This window comes from Variovorax ginsengisoli (assembly GCF_030486595.1).
GTDB lineage: Bacteria > Pseudomonadota > Gammaproteobacteria > Burkholderiales > Burkholderiaceae_C > Variovorax > Variovorax ginsengisoli_B.
The window spans coordinates 46,891-64,114 of record NZ_JAUJZH010000032.1 but is presented as its reverse complement, the minus strand read 5'-3'; the positions used below and the strand labels follow the sequence as shown (position 1 = coordinate 64,114).

The window sequence follows — 17,224 nt, the reverse complement described above, 5'->3', positions numbered from 1 at the left end:
CTTGGGAGCTTCTTCATGCGCGGCGGCGGATCAGCTGCACGCCCGGCAGCGGATGGTTCTGGACACCGTGCAAGGCCTCCCGCAAGTTGCGCTGGGCGATCCGGCTGTGCTCGCGCATCAGCGCCTCGGCGCGCGAGCCTTCGCGGTTCTCGATCGCATCGAGCACCTGGCCGTGCTGGTCCTGCGCGATCAGCAGCATGTCGCGGGCGGCGGGCGAATTGGCCTGCACCACCACGAAGCCCGAGGGCGAGGCGAACGGCAGGTTGATGACGCGCTCCATCTGCTTGGCGATCAGCGCGCTGCCCGACATCTCCGAGAGCAGCCGGTGGAACTCCTCGTTGAAGGCGACGTAGCGCGAGAAGGCGGCATCGTCGAGCGCCGGCTGGCGCAGCAACTCGTCGATGCGCCGCAGGCAGGCCCTGGCCTCGCGCAGCACCACCGGCGGTGCGCCGCGCTCGGCCGCCAGCCGCGCCGACAGGCCTTCGAGCGTGCCGCGAAGCTCGATGGCGTCGGCCACGTCGCGCTCCGAGAAAGTCCGCACGGCATAGCCGCCGTTGGGCAGGCTTTCGAGCAGCCCTTCCTGTTCGAGCCGCATCAGCGCGCTGCGCACCGGGGTGCGCGAGACGCCCAGCAGCTCCGACACCGCCACCTCGGCGATGCGGGCCCCGCCGGCCAGCGCGCCGGCCAGGATCATCTCGCGCAGGCGCAGCTGGGCCTTGACCGCGTGGGAACCGCCGGCCTCGACCGGCTCGGGCGTCAACCCGACAGTGCTCATGAGGAAATCCCCGCCGGCTGGATTGGGATCGTCGGCGCGCGCGGCTTCTCGCGCGCCACCATCTGGTCGATCAGGCGCCGCGCCCACATCGCGCCGGCGTCGATGTTGAGGTTGTAGAAGCTGTAGTCGGGCCGATCGTCGATCGCCCGCTGCTGGGCCTCGAGCACCAGCTCGTCCTCGCGGAAGATGCCGGCCACGCCCTCGCGCAACTGGTGCGTGAGGCGCTGCTCGCCGATGCAGTAGTTGCGCGCGAAGGCCCAGAAGTAGAGGCAGCTCTTGTCGGTCTCGGGCGTGATGGTGTTGAGCACGTAGCCGTTGACGCCCTTGCTGCGGTCGCCGGCCTGGCCGTCGCGCGGCACCGCCCCGCTGCCCGCCTCGGCCACGCCGACGTCGATGTTGACCGTGCACGGGCCCTCGAAGCGGATGATCTGCCAGCGGTCGACCGGGCCCCGGTAGCCGCGCGCATGGTGGATCTGGCCGGCCCAGAACGGCGGCGCCTCGATGCCCTCCATCCAGCGCGTGACGGTCGCCGAGCGGTCGCCATGGGTGGCGACGAAGGGCGCCTCGGCGACCGCGCGGTTGCCGATCGACGAGCCGTGGACGAAGGTCTCGTGGGTCAGGTCCATGAGGTTGTCGACCACCAGCCGGTAGTCGCACGCCACCCGGATCATCTTGCCGTCGCCGGCCCATTCGGGGTCGTCGTTCCAGTGCATGTCGGGCACCAGCGCCGGATCGGCCTTGGCCGGGTCGCCGGGCCAGACCCAGACGAAGCGGTGCTTCTCGACCACCGGATAGGCCCGCACGCAGGCCGAGGGATTGAGCGTCTCCTGGCTCGGCATGAAGGTGCAGCGCCCCTGGCTGTTGTAGACCAGGCCGTGGTAGCCGCAGACCACCTCGTCGCCCTCGAGCCGCCCGAGCGACAGCGGCATCAACCGATGCCAGCAGGCGTCTTCGAGCACCGCGACCTGGCCGTCGGTGCGGCGGTAGAGCACCAGCTTCTGGTTGCAGATCGTGCGCGGCAGCAGCGCATGCGCGACCTCGACGTCGTAGGCGGCGGCGTACCAGGCATCGAGCGGAAAGTAGCGGGTGTCGGCTTTCATGGGATACGCAATGTATACAGTGATGCGCTAAAGTCCATCGTTTTCAGCCAAATCCAGGGTAAATACTGATCTTTCGGTATCCATTGCAGGGATTCCCTGTGCGGATACGATCGACCGTTCTTTTCCAGTTACGACGGAGCCATCCCATGTCCCAGCACGCTTCCCTGCCTGCCCGCTACGACCACGTCGGCAGCTTCCTTCGCCCGAAATACCTGCTCGAAGCCCGCGAGCAGAAAGCCAAGGGCGAGATCACGCCCGAGCAACTGCGCAAGGTCGAAGACAAGGCGATCACCGAGATCGTCAAGTTCCAGGAAGACATCGGCCTGAAGAGCATCACCGACGGCGAATTCCGCCGTACCTATTTCCACATCGACTTCCTCGAGCAGCTCGGCGGCGTGAAGACCGACATCCCGGTCACCATCCGCAAGCCGGACGGCACCGAGGAACTGGCGCCCCCCGTGATGCGCGTGATCGACAAGGTGCGCCACGCCAAGAACATCCAGCTGGCCGACTTCGAGTACCTCAAGTCCCAGGTGTCGGCGGGCAACACGCCCAAGGTCACGATCCCCTCGCCCACCATGCTGCATTTCCGCGGCGGCCGCGCCGGCATCAGCCGGGAGGCCTACCCCGAACTCGACCCGGTGTTCTACGACGACGTCGCCAAGGCCTATGGCGACGAGCTGCGCTCGCTCGCGGCCGCTGGCTGCACCTACGTGCAGATGGACGACACCAACCTCGCCTACCTCTGCGACGAGAAGATGCGCGAAGCGGCGCGTCAGCGCGGCGACGACCCGAATGAGCTGCCGCACCGCTACGCCGCCTTCATCAACAAGGTGGTGGCGCAGAAGCCCGAGGGCATGATCCTGGCGATGCACCTGTGCCGCGGCAACTTCAAGAGCACGCACGCCGCGGCCGGCAACTACGAGCCGGTGGCCGAGGCGCTGCTGAAGGAGATGGACCTCGACGCCTACTTCCTCGAATACGACGACGCCCGCTCGGGCGACTTCCGGCCGCTGCGCTTCCTGCCCAAGGGCAAGACCGTGGTGCTGGGCCTGGTGACCACCAAGTTCGGCGAGATGGAAGACAAGGACGAGCTCAAGGCCCGCATCGAGGCGGCCGCCAAGTACGTGTCGCTCGACCAGCTCGCGCTGTCGCCGCAGTGCGGCTTCTCCAGCACGGTGCACGGCAACAACATCGCGGTCGAGGCGCAGCGCGCCAAGCTGCGGCTGGTGGTCGAGACCGCCCAGGAAGTCTGGGGCGCGTAGCCCGCCCGGTTGGACTCCGGGCCGGTGTGAAGTAGGCTCGGGGCCCATGAAGCTCTATTCCGGCCCCCTCAGCATGTTCGGCGCCAAGGTGCAGATCGCGGCGCTCGAAAAGGGACTCGCCTTCGAGTGCATCATGGTGCCCTTCGACCGCGACGACCGCTACGAGCCCAGGCACCCGGAAGTGCTGCGGGTCAATCCGAAACGGCAGGTACCGGTGCTGATCGACGGCGAGGTCGAGCTGTTCGACTCGACCCAGATCTTCGAGTACCTCGAAGACCGCTTCCCCGAGCCCGCCCTGTGGCCCGGCGACGTGGCGGCCCGGGCCCACGCGCGCCGGCTCGAGCTCGAATCGGACGAGGTGTTCTTCCCGCACGTCATCAAGCTGTTCGGGCTGCAGGACGACATGCAGAGCCCGGCCGCGGTCGCGGCCTGCGCCGGCTGCGCCGCCTTCTACGCCAAGCTCGAGCCGCTGCTCGCCGCGCGCGAGTACCTTGCTGGCGGCTACTCCTTCGTGGACATCGCCTTCTACATGGCGCAGGTGTTCGCAGAGCGCAAGGGCGCGCCGATGACGCAGGCCACGCCGCGCCTGCTGGACTGGCGCGAACGCGTGGGAGCGCGCCCGCCGGTGCGCGAGGTGGTCGGCGCGATGATGCGGTTCCTGGCTTCCGAGGGCCGTCCGGTGCCACCGCACCTTCAGGCGCTGGCCCGCCCGTGAACCAGATCGACGACCTGCTCGACTGGCTGCCCTCGCCGTCGCAGCATCTGCTGGTCGTCACCTTCGCCCTGCTGGTCTACGTGCTCACGACCCGCGCGCGACGGGAGCAGCGCGCGCCCACCACCGCCATCGCCTGGGTCATGGGCCTGGCGCTGCTGCCCTACGTGATCCTGCCCATGTACCTGGTGTTCGGCCAGCGCAAGCTCCGGCCGGTGGGCCTTCCGCGGCCGCCGCGCTCGGAGCCGGCGGGACACTGGGCCGCCGAGCTGATCGAGAGCTTCGGCCTCGCGGCGCCGAGCCGCTGCGACACCCGGCTGCATTCCGACGGCGCAGGCGCGCGCGACGCGCTGTTCGAGGTGATCGAAAGCGCCCGCCATTCGCTCGACGTCTCGACCTTCATCATCGGCGACGACGCGCTCGGGCACGAGGTGATCAACCGCCTGTCGCGCCGGGCCCGCGGCGGCATCAAGGTGCGGGTGCTGCTCGACGGCTTCGGCGCCCTGTCGCTGCCGCGCACGCATTTCGATTCGTTGCGCGATGCCGGCGCCGAGGTCGCGGTGTTCCGGCCGATCTTCAGCCTGCGGCGCAGCGGTCCGCGCAATCTCCGCAACCACCGCAAGCTCACGATCGCCGACGACCACTGGCTCTGGTCCGGCGGTCGCAACCTGGCGGGCGAATACTTCACTGGCAACGACGCCCATCCGGTAGCCTGGCGCGACCTGTCCTTCGACCTGCGCGGCGACGCGGCGGCCGCGGCGGCGCGCCAGTTCGACCACGACTGGACATCGGTGCGCGGACGCCAGTCGCGCGCCATCGCGGCCGATGCGGGCCCGCAGGACCACGGCGGCCTGGCGCAGTTCCTGCCCAGCGGCCCCGACCAGACCGAGGACACGGCGCAGGCGCTGCTGATCGACGCCTGTTTCCGCGCCGAGCACCGGCTGCTCGCGGTGACGCCCTACTTCGTCCCCGGCGACGGGCTGCGCGATGCGCTGCGGCTCGCCGCCCGGCGCGGCGTCCAGGTCACGATCGCGATCCCGGCCCGGTCGAACCACCGCCTCGCCGACTTCGTGCGCGCCCGCACCATGCGCGACCTGGCCCGCGCCGGCGTGATTTTCAAGATGCTGCCCTTCATGGCACATGCCAAGGCCGTGGTCATGGACGAGGACCTGGCGCTTTGCGGTTCGATCAACCTCGACTTGCGCAGCCTGCTGCTCAACCACGAGGCGGCGGTGGTGTTCTACGGCCGTGCCGAGGTCGACTGGCTGGCGCAATGGATCGAGACCACGGCCTCGGCCGGCGAGACCTACCGGGCGCGCAGGCCGGGCCTGGTGCGCGACGTTGCCGAAGGCCTCTTGCTCACGATCGCTTTCCAGCTTTAGCCTTCTTGTCTTTCTTGCCGGGCCTGGCTTTGTTGGTGAAGCTGGCATTGCCCAGTCCCGTGCCGATGGTCAGCACCGCCCAGTGCTTCACGTCCTGCATGAAGGGCAATTCGCTCAGGCCCTGCACCACGGCGTCGTTGTGCATCAGCGCCACGGTCGCCTCGCCGGCGATCTGCGGCAGCCGCTTGACGAGTTCGCTAGGCAGGTGGAAGTTGTCGCTCTCCCAATCGCCCGGCAGATTCTGGGCGCCGCGCGAGATCGAGCCGTCCTTGCGGATCAACCCCGGACAGGCGATGCCGATGAAAGGCGCCAGCCGGATCCCCTGCTTCCTGCTGTAGCGGATCTGCGCCTCGACCATCTCGGCCAGCCGGTCGATCAGCACCTTGCGGCTCGGACCGTCGTCCGCATGCCGCCATTTCTCGCGTCGCACCACCTTGGCCTTCGACAGGTCCGGCGCCCGCTTCTTTCGCAGCTTGACGATGCCGCAGCGAACATTGGTACCGCCGATGTCGAGCGCGACGATGGCGTCGTGCCCCTTCAGCATCGGCGGCGGCACCAGGTGGACCCAGCCCAGCAGGCCGCCGTCGTCGGGCTCGTGGCAGATCCGCGCCAGTTCGACCGAAACCTTCATGTGCTGCAGGATCGCCGCCGCCTGCAGCACCACGCGCTCGCCGACGTCGCTGCCCGGAAAGCCGCCGCCGATCACGATCCGCTGCACGCCTTTCCACGAAGGCTGGCGCATGAAGCGATCGATCACCCAGGCCAGTTCTTCCGCGAATTCCTCGATCGCGCCGTGCAGCATGTCGGCGGCTTCGGAGGTCTTCGTCTCGCCGAGCGCCTCGTCGAGTTCACGCTTGCTGAGTTCCTTCGAATGCACGCCGCCCAGCGGATCATTGCCCTTGCGGCGCCGGCGCTGGCGCCAGCGCTCGAGCAGCTGCCTGAAAGCGGTCTGGCTGGCCTGGTCGCCGATGAAGCCATCCTTGCCGCGCAACTGCAGGCTGTAGCCATCGACCGTGACCGAAGGGAGTTCGCGGGCGCCGTGCGGGTGGTGTTTGTTCATTGCGTCAAGTGGATTTCAATCAACGGTGGTGTCGAGGATCAGGCGGGCGGTTTCTTCGGGCTGGTCCCAGTGCGGATAGTGGCCGCAGCGCTCGAACCAGTGCAGCCGGGCGTCGGGGAACTGCGCTTGTGCGCGCGCCGCCTGGCGCGGGAAGCACACCTTGTCGAGCCGGCCCCAGCCGATCACGACGGGCTTGGCGAGCGTGCCGAGGGCCGCGCCTTCGAGCGGCGGCGATCCGCGAACGAAATCGTCCAGCATGAGCTGGAAGGTTTTCGCCGCGGCGTAGCTGTGCATTTCCTCCAGCACCAGCGCCGGCGACAGCCGGTGGCGCTGCGCCGAGAACCGTGCCAGGAGCAGCGTGCGCGCCCATGCATGGGTCACCAGGGCCGGCATGGCGGATTCGAAACCGCGCGCCAGCCTCATCGTCAGGCAGACCGAGATTTGATAGGCCAGGTGCTCACGGCCGGCCCAGAAGCCGCCCGGCCCCAGCGCCACGACCGCGCCGAGCACCTGGCCGCGGCGCGCCAGTTCGAGCACCAGGCGCGCGCCCATCGAACTGCCGACCGCGTCGGCACCGCACAGATCGTGTTCGTCCAGGAAGCGGGCCACCGCACCGGCCAGGGTGTGCAACGTGACCTCGCCTTCCAGTGGCGGGCTCTTGCCGAAACCAGGCAAATCGATCGCCACCACCGCGCGCTCGACGGCCAGGGGGTCGAGGATGGTCTGCCAGGTCCGCCAGTTGCTGCCCAGCCCGTGCACGAGCAACAAAGGCTTTCCCTGGCCACGACGGACATAGTTGATGAGCACCACTCACTGTGCTGGCCGGATGCGCGCGGTCGAATCAGCGGCGCGAACCATCGGCTGTAGGAGAGGGACCCCAACTGGTGAGACCCGGACGGCGCGCGGGTGCCGGCGCCGATACACTGGCCGCGATGCAACTGCTGCGCCGCACCGGGCTCGCCGCCCTGGCTTTCATCTTCCTGCTCGGCACCGCCCTGGGCGCGGCCGCCCAGGAGCAACCGCTGCGCGCAGGCTCCAAGCGTTTCACCGAGTCCTACATCCTGGCCGAGGTGCTGGCGCAGACCGCGGCGCCGCATACAGCCGTCGCCCCGGTCGTGCGGCAAGGGTTGGGCAACACGGCGATCGTCTACGAGGCGCTGAGATCCGGCGGCATCGATGTCTACGCCGAATACACCGGCACCATCGCGCTCGAGATCCTCAAGGGCCAGGCCTCGATGACGCGCGAGGCGATGAACGCCGCACTGCGCCCGCTCGGGCTCGGCGTGGCGGTGCCGCTCGGATTCAACGACGGCTATGCGCTCGCGATGCGGGCCGCCGACGCCGAGCGGCTCGGCATCCGCACCCTGAGCGACCTGGCGGGCCGGCGCGAACTGCGCTTCGGCCTTTCGAACGAATTCATCGGCCGCGCCGACGGCTGGCAGGGCCTGGCGGCGCGCTACGGCTTCACTCATGCGCCGACCGGACTCGACCACGGCCTCGCCTATGAAGCGATCGCCGCCAAGCAGATCGACGTCATCGACATCTACACCACCGACGCCAAGATCGACCACCTCGGCCTGCGCGTGCTCGAGGACGACCGGCACTACTTTCCCCGCTACGACGCCGTGCTGCTGTACCGCCTCGACCTGCCGGCGCGGCTGCCGGCGGCCTGGGCGGCGCTGCAACAGCTGGAGGGCCGGATCGACGAGCACGCCATGATCGCGATGAACGCGCGCGCAGAGTTGCAGGGCGTGGCCTTCGACGTCATCGCACGCGATTTCCTGGCCGCGGCGCAACCGGGTGCGGGGGCTGCGCCGAGAAGCGGGGAAGGCGCCCGCGGCTTCATGGCCAAGCTGTTCGGGCCCGACCTCGGCCGGCTCGCGCGCCAGCACCTGATGCTGGTCGCGATCTCGGTCGGTGTCGCGATCCTGATCGCGGTGCCGGTCGGGGTCGCGGTGTTCGGCCACCTGCGATTGCGCGCGCTGGTCCTGGGCCTGACCGGGCTGCTGCAGACCATTCCCTCGCTGGCGCTGCTGGCCGTGCTGATCTCTCTGCTCGGCGCGATCGGCACCTTGCCGGCGCTGATCGCGCTGACGCTCTATTCGCTGCTGCCGATCATGCGCAACACCGTGACCGGCCTGGCCGAGGTGCCCACCGGCCTGCGCGACGCCGGCACCGCGCTCGGCATGACCAGCGGCCAGAACCTGCGCGCGGTGCTGCTGCCGCTGGCCATGCCGACCTTGCTGGCCGGCGTGCGCACCGCGACCACCATCGCGATCGGCACCGCCACCATCGCCGCCTTCATCGGTGCCGGCGGCTTCGGCGAACGCATCGTGACCGGTCTCGCGCTGAACGACCGCGAACTGCTGGTCGCGGGCGCGGTGCCCGCCGCGGCGCTGGCGCTTCTGAGCGAGGCCTTGTTCGAGGCGCTCGAACATTTCATGCGGCGCCGCCGCGCGGCGCGGGCGCCCTGAACATGTGATGTCCGTGAAAGTCCCGACGTGGCGAGTCCGGTATTTGCCGCATAGTCGAGGGTTGCTTCGCGGGCGAGCCCGCACACCTTCCCACTCAGGAGACTTCCCCATGAAATTGAGCCAACTGGCCGCAGGCCTGATCCTCGGCTTTGGCATCGCGAGCGCGGCCCTTGCGCAGACGACGATGAAGATCAGCATCTCGACCTCGCAGAACTCGCACCAGGGCGTCGCCATCGACACCTTCGCAAAGGAAGTCGCCGCGCGCACCAACGGCCGCTACAAGGTCGAGACCTTCTACAACGGCTCGCTCGGGGGCGAACGCGAATCGATCGAGGCGGTGCAGCTGGGCACCCAGGAACTCGCCTTCTCGTCGACCGGCCCGGTGCCCAACTTCGTGCCCGAGACCAAGATCCTCGACGTCCCCTTCCTGTTCCGCGACAAGGCGCATGCGCGCGCCGTGCTCGACGGTCCGATCGGCCAGGAGATGCTGGGCAAGTTCGACGCCAAGGGCTTCAAGGCGCTGGGCTGGGGCGAGAACGGCTTCCGCCACATGACCAACAGCAAGCGCGACGTCAAGGCGCCCGAAGACCTGAAGGGCCTGAAGATGCGCACCATGGAGAACCCGGTGCACATCGCGGCCTACAAGGGCTTCGGCATCATCACCACGCCGATGGCCTTCCCCGAGGTCTTCACCGCGCTCCAGCAAGGCACGGTCGATGGCCAGGAGAACCCGCTGCCGGTCATCATCTCGGCCAAGTTCGACCAGGTGCAGAAGCACCTCACCTTGACCGGCCACGTCTACTCGCCCTGCATCTTCGTGATGAACAAGGCCGCCTTCGACAAGCTGAGCGCCGCCGACAAGCAGGCCTTCCTGGACGCCGCCAAGGAAGCCATCAAGGCCAACCGGGCCCGTGTCGACGAGGACGACGCCAAGGGCGTGGCCGACCTGCGCGCCAAGGGCATGACCGTGATCGACAACGTCGACAAGGCCAAGTTCGTCGCCGCGCTGGCGCCGGTCAACGCCGACTTCGAGAAGCAGTTCGGCAAGGCCAACCTCGACAAGATCCGCGACGTCAAGTAATGCCATCCGCGGCCGCGACATGCTCGCGGCAGCGCGCGCCCGCTCAGTCTCACTGGCGGGCGCTTTTTCGTTCGATTCCCTGATGCCCCTATGAAATCCGCCTTCCTCGCACTCGACCGCTGGACCACCGGCCTGGCGATGGCGATCGCCTGCTTCATGCTGGTGGTCGCCTCTTCGCTCGGCGTGTTCCAGATCGTCACCCGCTTCGTGCTCGAACAACCGGCCGAATGGTCCGAGATCCTGATCCGCATCAGCCTGATCTGGATGGTCTTCATGGGCATCCCGACCGCCTTCCGTCAAGGAGCGATGGTCAGCGTCGACGTGCTCTACCGCTGGAGCCCGCCGAAGGTCCGTCGGGTGCTCGACTGGGTGGTGTGCCTGGCCGCGCTGACCCTGATCGCGGTGATCATCTGGTGGGGCTGGGACTACGCGCAGCGCGGCAGCGTGCAGTCGATGGCCGGCCTCGAATCGATCTCGATGTTCTGGGCCTACGTGGCGCTCCCCGTGGGCGGCCTGTTCTGCGTGATCGGCATCGTCGCCAACCTGATCGACCCGCAGCGCAACGAACTGGAAACCGCCCAATGACGCCGGTGATGGTCATCACGATGGTGGTTTGCTTCGCACTCACCATCTCCGTCGCCGTCTCGATCGGGCTGGCTTCGATCCTCGGCATCCATGCCTCCAACGCGAACATGCTGATCTCCGTCAAGGAGATGTTCAACGCGATCAACAAGTTTCCCCTCGCTGCCATCCCCTTCTTCATCCTGGCCGGCAACCTGATGGAAACCGGCGGCATCTCGCGCCGGCTCGTCGACTTCGCCAAGAGCCTCGTGGGTGGGGTGCAGGGCGGCCTGCCGATGACCTGCGTGCTGACCTGCATGATCTTCGCCGCGGTGTCGGGCTCCTCGGTGGCGACCACCTTCGCCATCGGCGCGATCCTGATCCCGGCGCTCATCAAGCACGGCTACCCGGTCGGCTACGCGGCCGCGCTGCAGGCCACCAGCGCCGAGCTCGGCGTGATCATCCCGCCCTCGATCCCGATGATCCTGTACGGCGTCAGCGCCGAGGTCTCGATCGGCGAGCTGTTCATCGCCGGTTTCGGCCCGGGCATCCTGATCAGCCTGGCGCTGATGGCCTTCGTCTATGTCTATTGCAAGTTCAAGGGGCTGGGCAAGAACGATGGCGAAGGCCGGCTCAGCGTCGGCACCGCCACCTGGCGTGCGGGCTGGGCCTTGCTGATGCCGGTGATCATCCTCGGCGGCATCTACGGCGGCATCTTCACGCCCACCGAGGCGTCGGCGGTGGCGGTGCTCTACGCGCTGATCGTCGGCACGCTGATCTATCGCGAGATCAAACCGGCCGAGCTCTATGCGGTGCTGCGCAAGTCGGTGGTGTCCTCGTCGGTGATCATGTTCATCATCGCCAACGCCGGCCTGTTCGCCTTCCTGATCACGCGTGCCGGCGTGCCCGACGCGATCGGCCGCTGGCTGCAGGAGGTGCTGCAGTCGCCAGCGATGTTCCTGCTCGGCGTCAATGCGGCGCTGTTCGTGATCGGCATGTTCATCGAGACCAGCGCGGCGATCATCGTGCTGGCGCCGATCCTGGCGCCGGTGGCGCAGCACTTCGGCATCGATCCGGTGCACTTCGGGCTGGTGATGGTGGTCAACCTGGCACTGGGCATGATCACCCCGCCCTTCGGCGTCAACCTGTTCGCGGCCTGCACGGTGGCGCGCATCTCGCTGGACCGGATCGTCCCCTACCTGATCCCCTTCGTGCTGGTGATCCTGGCCTGCCTGATGGTGGTCACCTACGTGCCCGGCATCTCGCTCGGATTGCGCGACCTGGTCTACGCCAAGTAGCGCCGGCGCGGGCGGTTTCACGAAGCCGTCACGCGCAGGGCCCATGCTGCGGCGCTTGCCCACCGCAACGCCGCAGCATCCCATGTTCCTCACCAAGACCGACAAGGCGCGCCACGAACTCCAGCCCGGCCGCCGCACGCTGGGGCAGCGCGAGCGCGCCCTGCTGCTGATGGCCGACGGCCAGCGCTCGCTGACCGATTTCGGCGCCCTGTTCGGCGGCCGCGAGGAAGCCGGCCGGGTGGCGCGCCACCTGCTGCAGGAGGGCTTCCTGCAGGGGCGCCAGGTCGAAGCGGTCGAACCGGTCGAAGTGATCGAAGCGGCACCGGTCGCGGCCGACATCTTCGACGGCAAGCCCTCGCTGGCCACCACCCGCATGTTCCTGTTCGACCTCTGCGAGCGCATGTTCGTGCGCCGCGACCCGGTGCTGGCCGAGCGCTTCCGCGAAGCGCTGCGCGAGGCGCGCGACCGCGATTCGATGCTGGTCACCGCCCGCGCGATGCTCGGCGAGATCGAGCAGGCGGCGGGCGCCGCGCGCGCCGAGGCGATCCGCGAGCGCATCGAGAAACTGCTTCCGGCATCGCCGGTGCACTGAAGTCGCCGGCCGGCTCCCGATTCCCTTACACTTCCCCGGTCAGGAGAGCGTCCCGCCGCGGTGGGGCCGCCGAAGGCGCAGGTCCCCCCAAACAAGGGCCCGAACGCTCAGGCAAAAGGACTGACAAGGCGCCCGGGTCCGGGCGTTTCCTTGCTGGAGAGAGGTGGTTCGGCACGCCAGGCGTGCCGTGCCGCCCACCGAAGGAGCAAACCCCGATCGTGGGGCGAATCTCTCAGGTAAAGCGGACAGCAGGGGTGGCCCATGGCTTCTCGTCATGGAACAAGCACTGCCCCTTTGGAGAACCGCCCTTGGCCGCCGCATCCGACGTACTGCTGAAGACCCCGCTCCACGGCCTGCACCTGGAGCTCGGCGCCCGCATGGTGCCCTTCGCGGGCTACACCATGCCGGTGCAATACCCCGCCGGTCTGATGGCCGAGCACAAGCACACCCGCGCAGCCGCCGGCCTGTTCGACATCTCCCACATGGGCCAGTTGCGCCTGGTGGGGCCCGATGCAGCCGCCGCCTTCGAGAGCCTGATGCCGGTCGACGTGATCGGCCTGGCGCCGGGCAAGCAGCGCTACGGCCTGCTGCTGAACGACCAGGGCGGCATCCTCGACGACCTGATGTTCTTCAACGAAGGCAACGACTCGCTGTTCGTGATCGTCAACGGCGCCTGCAAGGCCGCCGACATCGCCCACATCCAGGCCCGGATCGGCCAGCGCTGCCAGGTGCAGCCGATGCCCGACCACGCGCTGCTCGCGCTCCAGGGTCCGCAGGCCGCGGCCGTGCTGGCGCGCCTGTCGCCGGGCATCGAGCGCTTCGTCTTCATGACCGGCGGCCCGGTCCGGATCGGCGGCATCGAGGCCTTCGCCACGCGCAGCGGGTACACCGGCGAAGATGGCTTCGAGATCTCGGTCGCGGCCCAGGACGCCGAAGCGCTGGCCCGGCTGCTGCTGGCCCAGCCCGAGGTCCAGCCGATCGGCCTGGGAGCCCGCAATTCGCTGCGGCTCGAGGCCGGCCTCTGCCTCTACGGCAACGACATCGACGAAAGCACGACACCGGTCGAAGCGGCGCTGAGCTGGGCGATCCAGAAGGTCCGGCGCAGCGGCGGTGCACGCGAAGGCGGTTTTCCGGGGTCGGCCAGGGTGCTGGCCCAGCTCACTGCCGCCAGCGGCACCGCCGGCCACCTCGACCACGAGACGCTGAAGCGCCAGCGCGTCGGCCTGGTCGCGCTGGAGCGCGTGCCGGTGCGCGAGGGCACGGTGCTGGAATCCTTCGAGGGCCTGCCCATCGGCCAGGTCACCAGCGGCCTGCTGGGCCCCAGCGTCGACCGGCCGGTCGCCATGGGCTACGTCGCGCTGGCCTATGCCGAACCGGGCACCCGGCTGCAGGCCATGGTGCGGGGCAAGCCGGTGCCGATGGAAGTCAGCACGCTGCCCTTCGTGCCGGCCCGGTACTACCGCGGCTGACGCCCCTCTTCTCCAATTTCCCCAATTTCTCCAAGCCAGCCTTTTTTCCAAGGAGTTTTCCCCATGACCATCAAATACACCAAGGACCACGAGTGGGTGCGGCAGGAAGCCGACGCGGCACTGGTCACCGTCGGCATCACGGTGCATGCACAAGACGCGCTCGGCGACGTGGTCTTCGTCGACCTGCCCGAAGTCGGCAAGAAATTTGCCCAGGGCGAGGTCGCGGGTGTCGTCGAATCGGTCAAGGCCGCCGCCGACGTCTTCATGCCGGTCTCCGGCGAAATCATCGAAGTCAACGAAGACCTGCGCGCCGATCCCTCGCTGGCCAACAGTGCGCCGATGGACGGAGGCTGGTTCTTCAAGGTGCGGGTGAGCGAGCCGGCCCAGCTCGAGCCCCTGCTCGACGAAACCGCCTACGAGAAGTTCTCCGCCGACAACTGATTCACACGCCCCACCACCCGAGCCCTCCATGCCGACGCCCGTGCCTTTCCATCCCTCGCTGCGCGAACTGCAGAACGCCGAAGAATTCATCGCCCGCCACATCGGCATCGAGGCCGAAGACGAACCGGCGATGCTCGCGGCCATCGGCTCGACCACGCGCGCCGAACTGATCGACGGCATCGTGCCCCCGGCGATCCGCCGCAGCCGGCCAATGCGGCTGCCGGCGCCGATCACCGAGGCCGACGCGCTGGCCGAACTCAAGGCGATCGCGGCGAAGAACAAGGTGGCGAAGAGCTTCATCGGCCAGGGCTACTACGGCACCCACACGCCGGGCGTGATCCTGCGCAACGTACTCGAGAACCCCGCCTGGTACACCGCCTACACGCCCTACCAGGCCGAGATCTCGCAGGGCCGCATGGAGGCGCTGGTCAATTTCCAGACCATGGTCTGCGACCTGACGGGCATGGCGATCGCCAACGCCTCGATGCTCGACGAGGCCACCGCCGCGGCCGAGGCGATGACGCTGGCGCGGCGCAGCGTCAAGAGCAAGAGCAACGTGTTCCTGGTCTCGGGCGACTGCCATCCCCAGACCATCGAGGTGCTGCGCACCCGGGCAGCGCCGCTCGGCATCGTGGTCAAGGTCAGCACCGCCACCGAGCCGCTGCCGCTGCTGATGGCCAGCGGCGGCTTCTTCGGCGCCCTGGCGCAATACCCTTCCACCACCGGCCACGTGCACGACCTGCGTCCGCTGGCAGGCCACGCCCACCAGTGCCAGGCGGCCTTCTGCGTCGCCGCCGACCTGCTGGCCCTGACCCTGCTGGCGCCGCCCGGCGAGTGGGACGCCGACATCGTCTGCGGCACCACCCAGCGCTTCGGCATGCCGATGTGCAACGGCGGCCCGCATGCGGCCTACCTGGCCTGCCGCGACGAGTTCAAGCGCTCGCTGCCCGGCCGGCTGGTCGGCGTCAGCGTCGACGCCCACGGCCAGCCGGCCTATCGGCTCGCGCTGCAGACGCGCGAGCAGCACATCCGGCGCGAGAAGGCGACCTCGAACATCTGCACCGCGCAGGTGCTGCCGGCGGTGGTCGCCAGCATGTACGCGGTCTACCACGGACCCGAAGGGCTGCGCCGCATCGCGCAGCGGGTGAGCCTGCTGACGGCGGTGCTCGCACAGGGCCTGGAGCAGATGGGCCGCGAACTGGTCAACGACACCGCCTTCGATTCGCTCACCATCCGCACCGGCGAGGACACCCAGGCCATCCACGAACGCGCCGAGGCGGCGGGCGTCAACCTGCGCTGTCGCCTGCAGCAGCATCTGGGCCTGTCGCTCGACGAGACCACCACGCGCGCCGACGTCGAGATGCTGTGGGGCCTGTTCGCGACCGAAGGCACGCGCGGACCCGACTTCGACGCCATCGCCGCCACGGTGAGCATCCGCATTCCCGAGGGCCTGCGCCGCACGAGCGGCTTCCTGGCGCATCCGGTGTTCAACACCCACAAGAGCGAGACCGCGATGCTGCGCTACATCCGCAGCCTGAGCGACAAGGACCTGGCGCTCGACCGCAGCATGATCCCGCTCGGCAGCTGCACCATGAAGCTCAACGCGACCAGCGAGATGATCCCGATCACCTGGCCCGAGTTCGCGAACATCCATCCGTTCGCGCCGGCCGACCAGCTGCTGGGCTATGCGCAGCTCGATGCCCAGCTGCGCGCCTGGCTCTGCGAGGCGACCGGCTATGCGGGCATCAGCCTGCAGCCCAACGCCGGATCGCAGGGCGAGTACGCGGGCCTGCTCGCGATCAAGGCCTTCCACGAGGCCCGGGGCGAAGCGCACCGCAACGTCTGCCTGATCCCGTCTTCCGCCCACGGCACCAATCCGGCCAGCGCCCACATGGTGGGCATGAAGGTGGTGGTGACCGGCTGCGACGCCGAAGGCAATGTCGACATCGACGACCTGGCGCGCGCCTGCGAGCAGCATCGCGACACGCTGGCCGCCGTGATGATCACCTACCCCAGCACCCACGGCGTCTTCGAGACCCGCGTCAAGGAGCTCTGCGAGATCGTGCACGCGCACGGCGGCCGGGTCTATGTCGACGGCGCCAACATGAATGCGCTGGTCGGCGTGGCGGCGCCGGGCGAGTTCGGCGGCGACGTGAGCCACCTGAACCTGCACAAGACTTTCTGCATCCCGCACGGCGGCGGCGGGCCGGGTGTCGGCCCGGTCTGCGTGGTCGAGGACCTGGTGCCCTACCTGCCCGGGCATGCGACCGGCGGACTGGCGTCCAACGGCGCGGTCGGCGCGGTGTCGGCGGCGCCGCTGGGCAATGCCGCGGTGCTGCCGATCAGCTGGATGTATTGCCGCATGATGGGCGCCAAGGGCCTGCAGGCCGCGACCGAGACCGCGATCCTGAGCGCCAACTACATCAGCGCCCGGCTCAAGGACCACTTCCCGACCCTCTACGCGAGCCCCAATGGCCACGTGGCGCACGAGTGCATCCTCGACCTGCGTCCGCTCAAGGACGCCAGCGGCGTCAGCGCCGAGGATGTCGCCAAGCGGCTGATCGACTACGGCTTCCATGCGCCGACCTTGAGCTTCCCGGTGCCCGGCACGCTGATGGTCGAGCCGACCGAAAGCGAACCGCTGGCCGAGCTCGACCGCTTCATCGACGCCATGATCGCGATCCGGGGCGAGATCCGCCGCATCGAGGAAGGCATCTGGCCGAAGGAGGACAACCCGCTGCGCAACGCCCCGCACACCGCGGCCAGCCTGCTCGGCAGCGAATGGACGCGCCCCTACTCGCGCGAGCTCGGCGCCTTCCCGCTGGCCAGCCTCCGGCAGACCAAGTACTGGCCGCCGATCGGGCGGGTCGACAACGTCCACGGCGATCGCAACCTGTTCTGCAGCTGCGTGCCGGTGGACGCCTACGCCAACGGCTGAGGCGAGATACATATTTTTTCAATCGACGGCCTGCGGGCTGTCGATTTCGCCTCCGCTGCTTCGACGTCCTGGAGAG

General features: G+C 68.6%; 15 protein-coding genes and 2 riboswitches. Of the genes, 11 read left to right on the top strand and 4 right to left on the bottom strand.

Going from position 1 to position 17,224, the window contains the following annotated elements:
* Positions 1-13: 13 nt before the first annotated feature.
* Entirely contained in the window at positions 14-775 is a 762-nt protein-coding gene (locus QZH52_RS31730; RefSeq protein WP_301815066.1) for a GntR family transcriptional regulator, read from the bottom strand.
* Positions 772-1,875, bottom strand: coding sequence for an aromatic ring-hydroxylating dioxygenase subunit alpha (locus QZH52_RS31725; protein ID WP_301815065.1), 1,104 nt, complete (start codon positions 1,873-1,875; stop codon positions 772-774). Before QZH52_RS31725 ends, QZH52_RS31730 begins: the two co-directional genes overlap by 4 nt.
* A gap of 146 nt (positions 1,876-2,021) precedes the next feature.
* Here QZH52_RS31725 and QZH52_RS31720 point away from each other — a divergent pair, with 146 nt between their 5' ends.
* Genes QZH52_RS31720 through QZH52_RS31710 form a run of 3 tightly spaced genes read left to right on the top strand, consistent with a single transcriptional unit; the run spans position 2,022 to position 5,234 of the window.
* The gene (locus QZH52_RS31720; RefSeq protein WP_286532564.1) at positions 2,022-3,140 is read left to right on the top strand and encodes a 5-methyltetrahydropteroyltriglutamate--homocysteine S-methyltransferase; all 1,119 of its coding nucleotides are present in this window, start codon (positions 2,022-2,024) and stop codon (positions 3,138-3,140) included.
* Positions 3,141-3,186: 46 nt separating this feature from the next.
* A complete protein-coding gene (locus QZH52_RS31715; RefSeq protein ID WP_301815063.1) occupies positions 3,187-3,855 on the top strand; it encodes a glutathione S-transferase family protein in 669 nt (222 codons plus the stop codon).
* A complete protein-coding gene (locus QZH52_RS31710) occupies positions 3,852-5,234 on the top strand; it encodes a phospholipase D-like domain-containing protein (RefSeq protein ID WP_301815062.1) in 1,383 nt (460 codons plus the stop codon). The genes QZH52_RS31715 and QZH52_RS31710 overlap by 4 nt, the downstream gene beginning before the upstream one ends.
* Here QZH52_RS31710 and QZH52_RS31705 read toward each other — a convergent pair.
* Complete coding sequence (locus tag QZH52_RS31705; protein ID WP_301815060.1) at positions 5,212-6,294, bottom strand: ROK family protein; 1,083 nt, start codon at positions 6,292-6,294, stop codon at positions 5,212-5,214. The genes QZH52_RS31710 and QZH52_RS31705 overlap by 23 nt on opposite strands.
* Positions 6,295-6,309: 15 nt before the next feature.
* Positions 6,310-7,104, bottom strand: a complete 795-nt coding sequence (locus tag QZH52_RS31700; protein WP_301815058.1) for an alpha/beta fold hydrolase — start codon at positions 7,102-7,104, stop codon at positions 6,310-6,312.
* A 122-nt stretch (positions 7,105-7,226) separates the two neighbouring features.
* On the opposite strand from QZH52_RS31700, the gene QZH52_RS31695 reads away from it, so the two are divergent.
* From QZH52_RS31695 to gcvP, 8 genes are all read left to right on the top strand, one after another.
* Positions 7,227-8,768 carry an ABC transporter permease/substrate-binding protein gene (locus QZH52_RS31695; RefSeq protein WP_301815086.1) on the top strand — a complete coding sequence of 514 codons (1,542 nt, stop codon included), beginning with the start codon at positions 7,227-7,229 and terminating at the stop codon, positions 8,766-8,768.
* Positions 8,769-8,877: 109 nt separating this feature from the next.
* Positions 8,878-9,849, top strand: a complete 972-nt coding sequence (locus QZH52_RS31690; protein WP_286532552.1) for a TRAP transporter substrate-binding protein — start codon at positions 8,878-8,880, stop codon at positions 9,847-9,849.
* Between the two features lie 90 nt (positions 9,850-9,939).
* Positions 9,940-10,434 (top strand): TRAP transporter small permease, encoded by a 495-nt coding sequence (locus QZH52_RS31685; protein ID WP_286532550.1) that lies wholly within the window; start codon positions 9,940-9,942, stop codon positions 10,432-10,434.
* The gene (locus QZH52_RS31680; RefSeq protein ID WP_301815057.1) at positions 10,431-11,708 is read left to right on the top strand and encodes a TRAP transporter large permease; all 1,278 of its coding nucleotides are present in this window, start codon (positions 10,431-10,433) and stop codon (positions 11,706-11,708) included. The genes QZH52_RS31685 and QZH52_RS31680 overlap by 4 nt, the downstream gene beginning before the upstream one ends.
* An 82-nt stretch (positions 11,709-11,790) precedes the next feature.
* A complete protein-coding gene (locus tag QZH52_RS31675; RefSeq protein ID WP_301815055.1) occupies positions 11,791-12,300 on the top strand; it encodes a hypothetical protein in 510 nt (169 codons plus the stop codon).
* A gap of 30 nt (positions 12,301-12,330) precedes the next feature.
* Positions 12,331-12,433: riboswitch (glycine riboswitch) on the top strand.
* Positions 12,434-12,443: 10 nt separating this feature from the next.
* Positions 12,444-12,559, top strand: a riboswitch (glycine riboswitch).
* Between the two features lie 49 nt (positions 12,560-12,608).
* Positions 12,609-13,769, top strand: coding sequence for a glycine cleavage system aminomethyltransferase GcvT (gene gcvT / locus QZH52_RS31670; protein ID WP_301815054.1), 1,161 nt, complete (start codon positions 12,609-12,611; stop codon positions 13,767-13,769).
* 63 nt (positions 13,770-13,832) lie between these two features.
* Entirely contained in the window at positions 13,833-14,210 is a 378-nt protein-coding gene (gene gcvH / locus QZH52_RS31665; RefSeq protein ID WP_286524594.1) for a glycine cleavage system protein GcvH, read from the top strand.
* Positions 14,211-14,238: 28 nt separating this feature from the next.
* Positions 14,239-17,148, top strand: coding sequence for an aminomethyl-transferring glycine dehydrogenase (gene gcvP / locus QZH52_RS31660; protein WP_301815051.1), 2,910 nt, complete (start codon positions 14,239-14,241; stop codon positions 17,146-17,148).
* Positions 17,149-17,224 lie beyond the last annotated feature (76 nt).

What these genes read in the sequence shown, in the direction of transcription:
- QZH52_RS31675 (WP_301815055.1), top strand. Translation starts at nt 11,791, where the DNA reads ATGTTCCTCACCAAGACCGACAAGGCGCGCCACGAACTCCAGCCCGGC.
- QZH52_RS31685 (WP_286532550.1), top strand. Translation starts at nt 9,940, where the DNA reads ATGAAATCCGCCTTCCTCGCACTCGACCGCTGGACCACCGGCCTGGCG.
- QZH52_RS31690 (WP_286532552.1), top strand. Translation starts at nt 8,878, where the DNA reads ATGAAATTGAGCCAACTGGCCGCAGGCCTGATCCTCGGCTTTGGCATC.
- QZH52_RS31705 (WP_301815060.1), bottom strand. Translation starts at nt 6,294, where the DNA reads ATGAACAAACACCACCCGCACGGCGCCCGCGAACTCCCTTCGGTCACG.
- QZH52_RS31695 (WP_301815086.1), top strand. Translation starts at nt 7,227, where the DNA reads ATGCAACTGCTGCGCCGCACCGGGCTCGCCGCCCTGGCTTTCATCTTC.
- QZH52_RS31730 (WP_301815066.1), bottom strand. Translation starts at nt 775, where the DNA reads ATGAGCACTGTCGGGTTGACGCCCGAGCCGGTCGAGGCCGGCGGTTCC.
- gcvH (WP_286524594.1), top strand. Translation starts at nt 13,833, where the DNA reads ATGACCATCAAATACACCAAGGACCACGAGTGGGTGCGGCAGGAAGCC.
- QZH52_RS31720 (WP_286532564.1), top strand. Translation starts at nt 2,022, where the DNA reads ATGTCCCAGCACGCTTCCCTGCCTGCCCGCTACGACCACGTCGGCAGC.
- gcvP (WP_301815051.1), top strand. Translation starts at nt 14,239, where the DNA reads ATGCCGACGCCCGTGCCTTTCCATCCCTCGCTGCGCGAACTGCAGAAC.
- QZH52_RS31680 (WP_301815057.1), top strand. Translation starts at nt 10,431, where the DNA reads ATGACGCCGGTGATGGTCATCACGATGGTGGTTTGCTTCGCACTCACC.
- QZH52_RS31715 (WP_301815063.1), top strand. Translation starts at nt 3,187, where the DNA reads ATGAAGCTCTATTCCGGCCCCCTCAGCATGTTCGGCGCCAAGGTGCAG.
- QZH52_RS31725 (WP_301815065.1), bottom strand. Translation starts at nt 1,875, where the DNA reads ATGAAAGCCGACACCCGCTACTTTCCGCTCGATGCCTGGTACGCCGCC.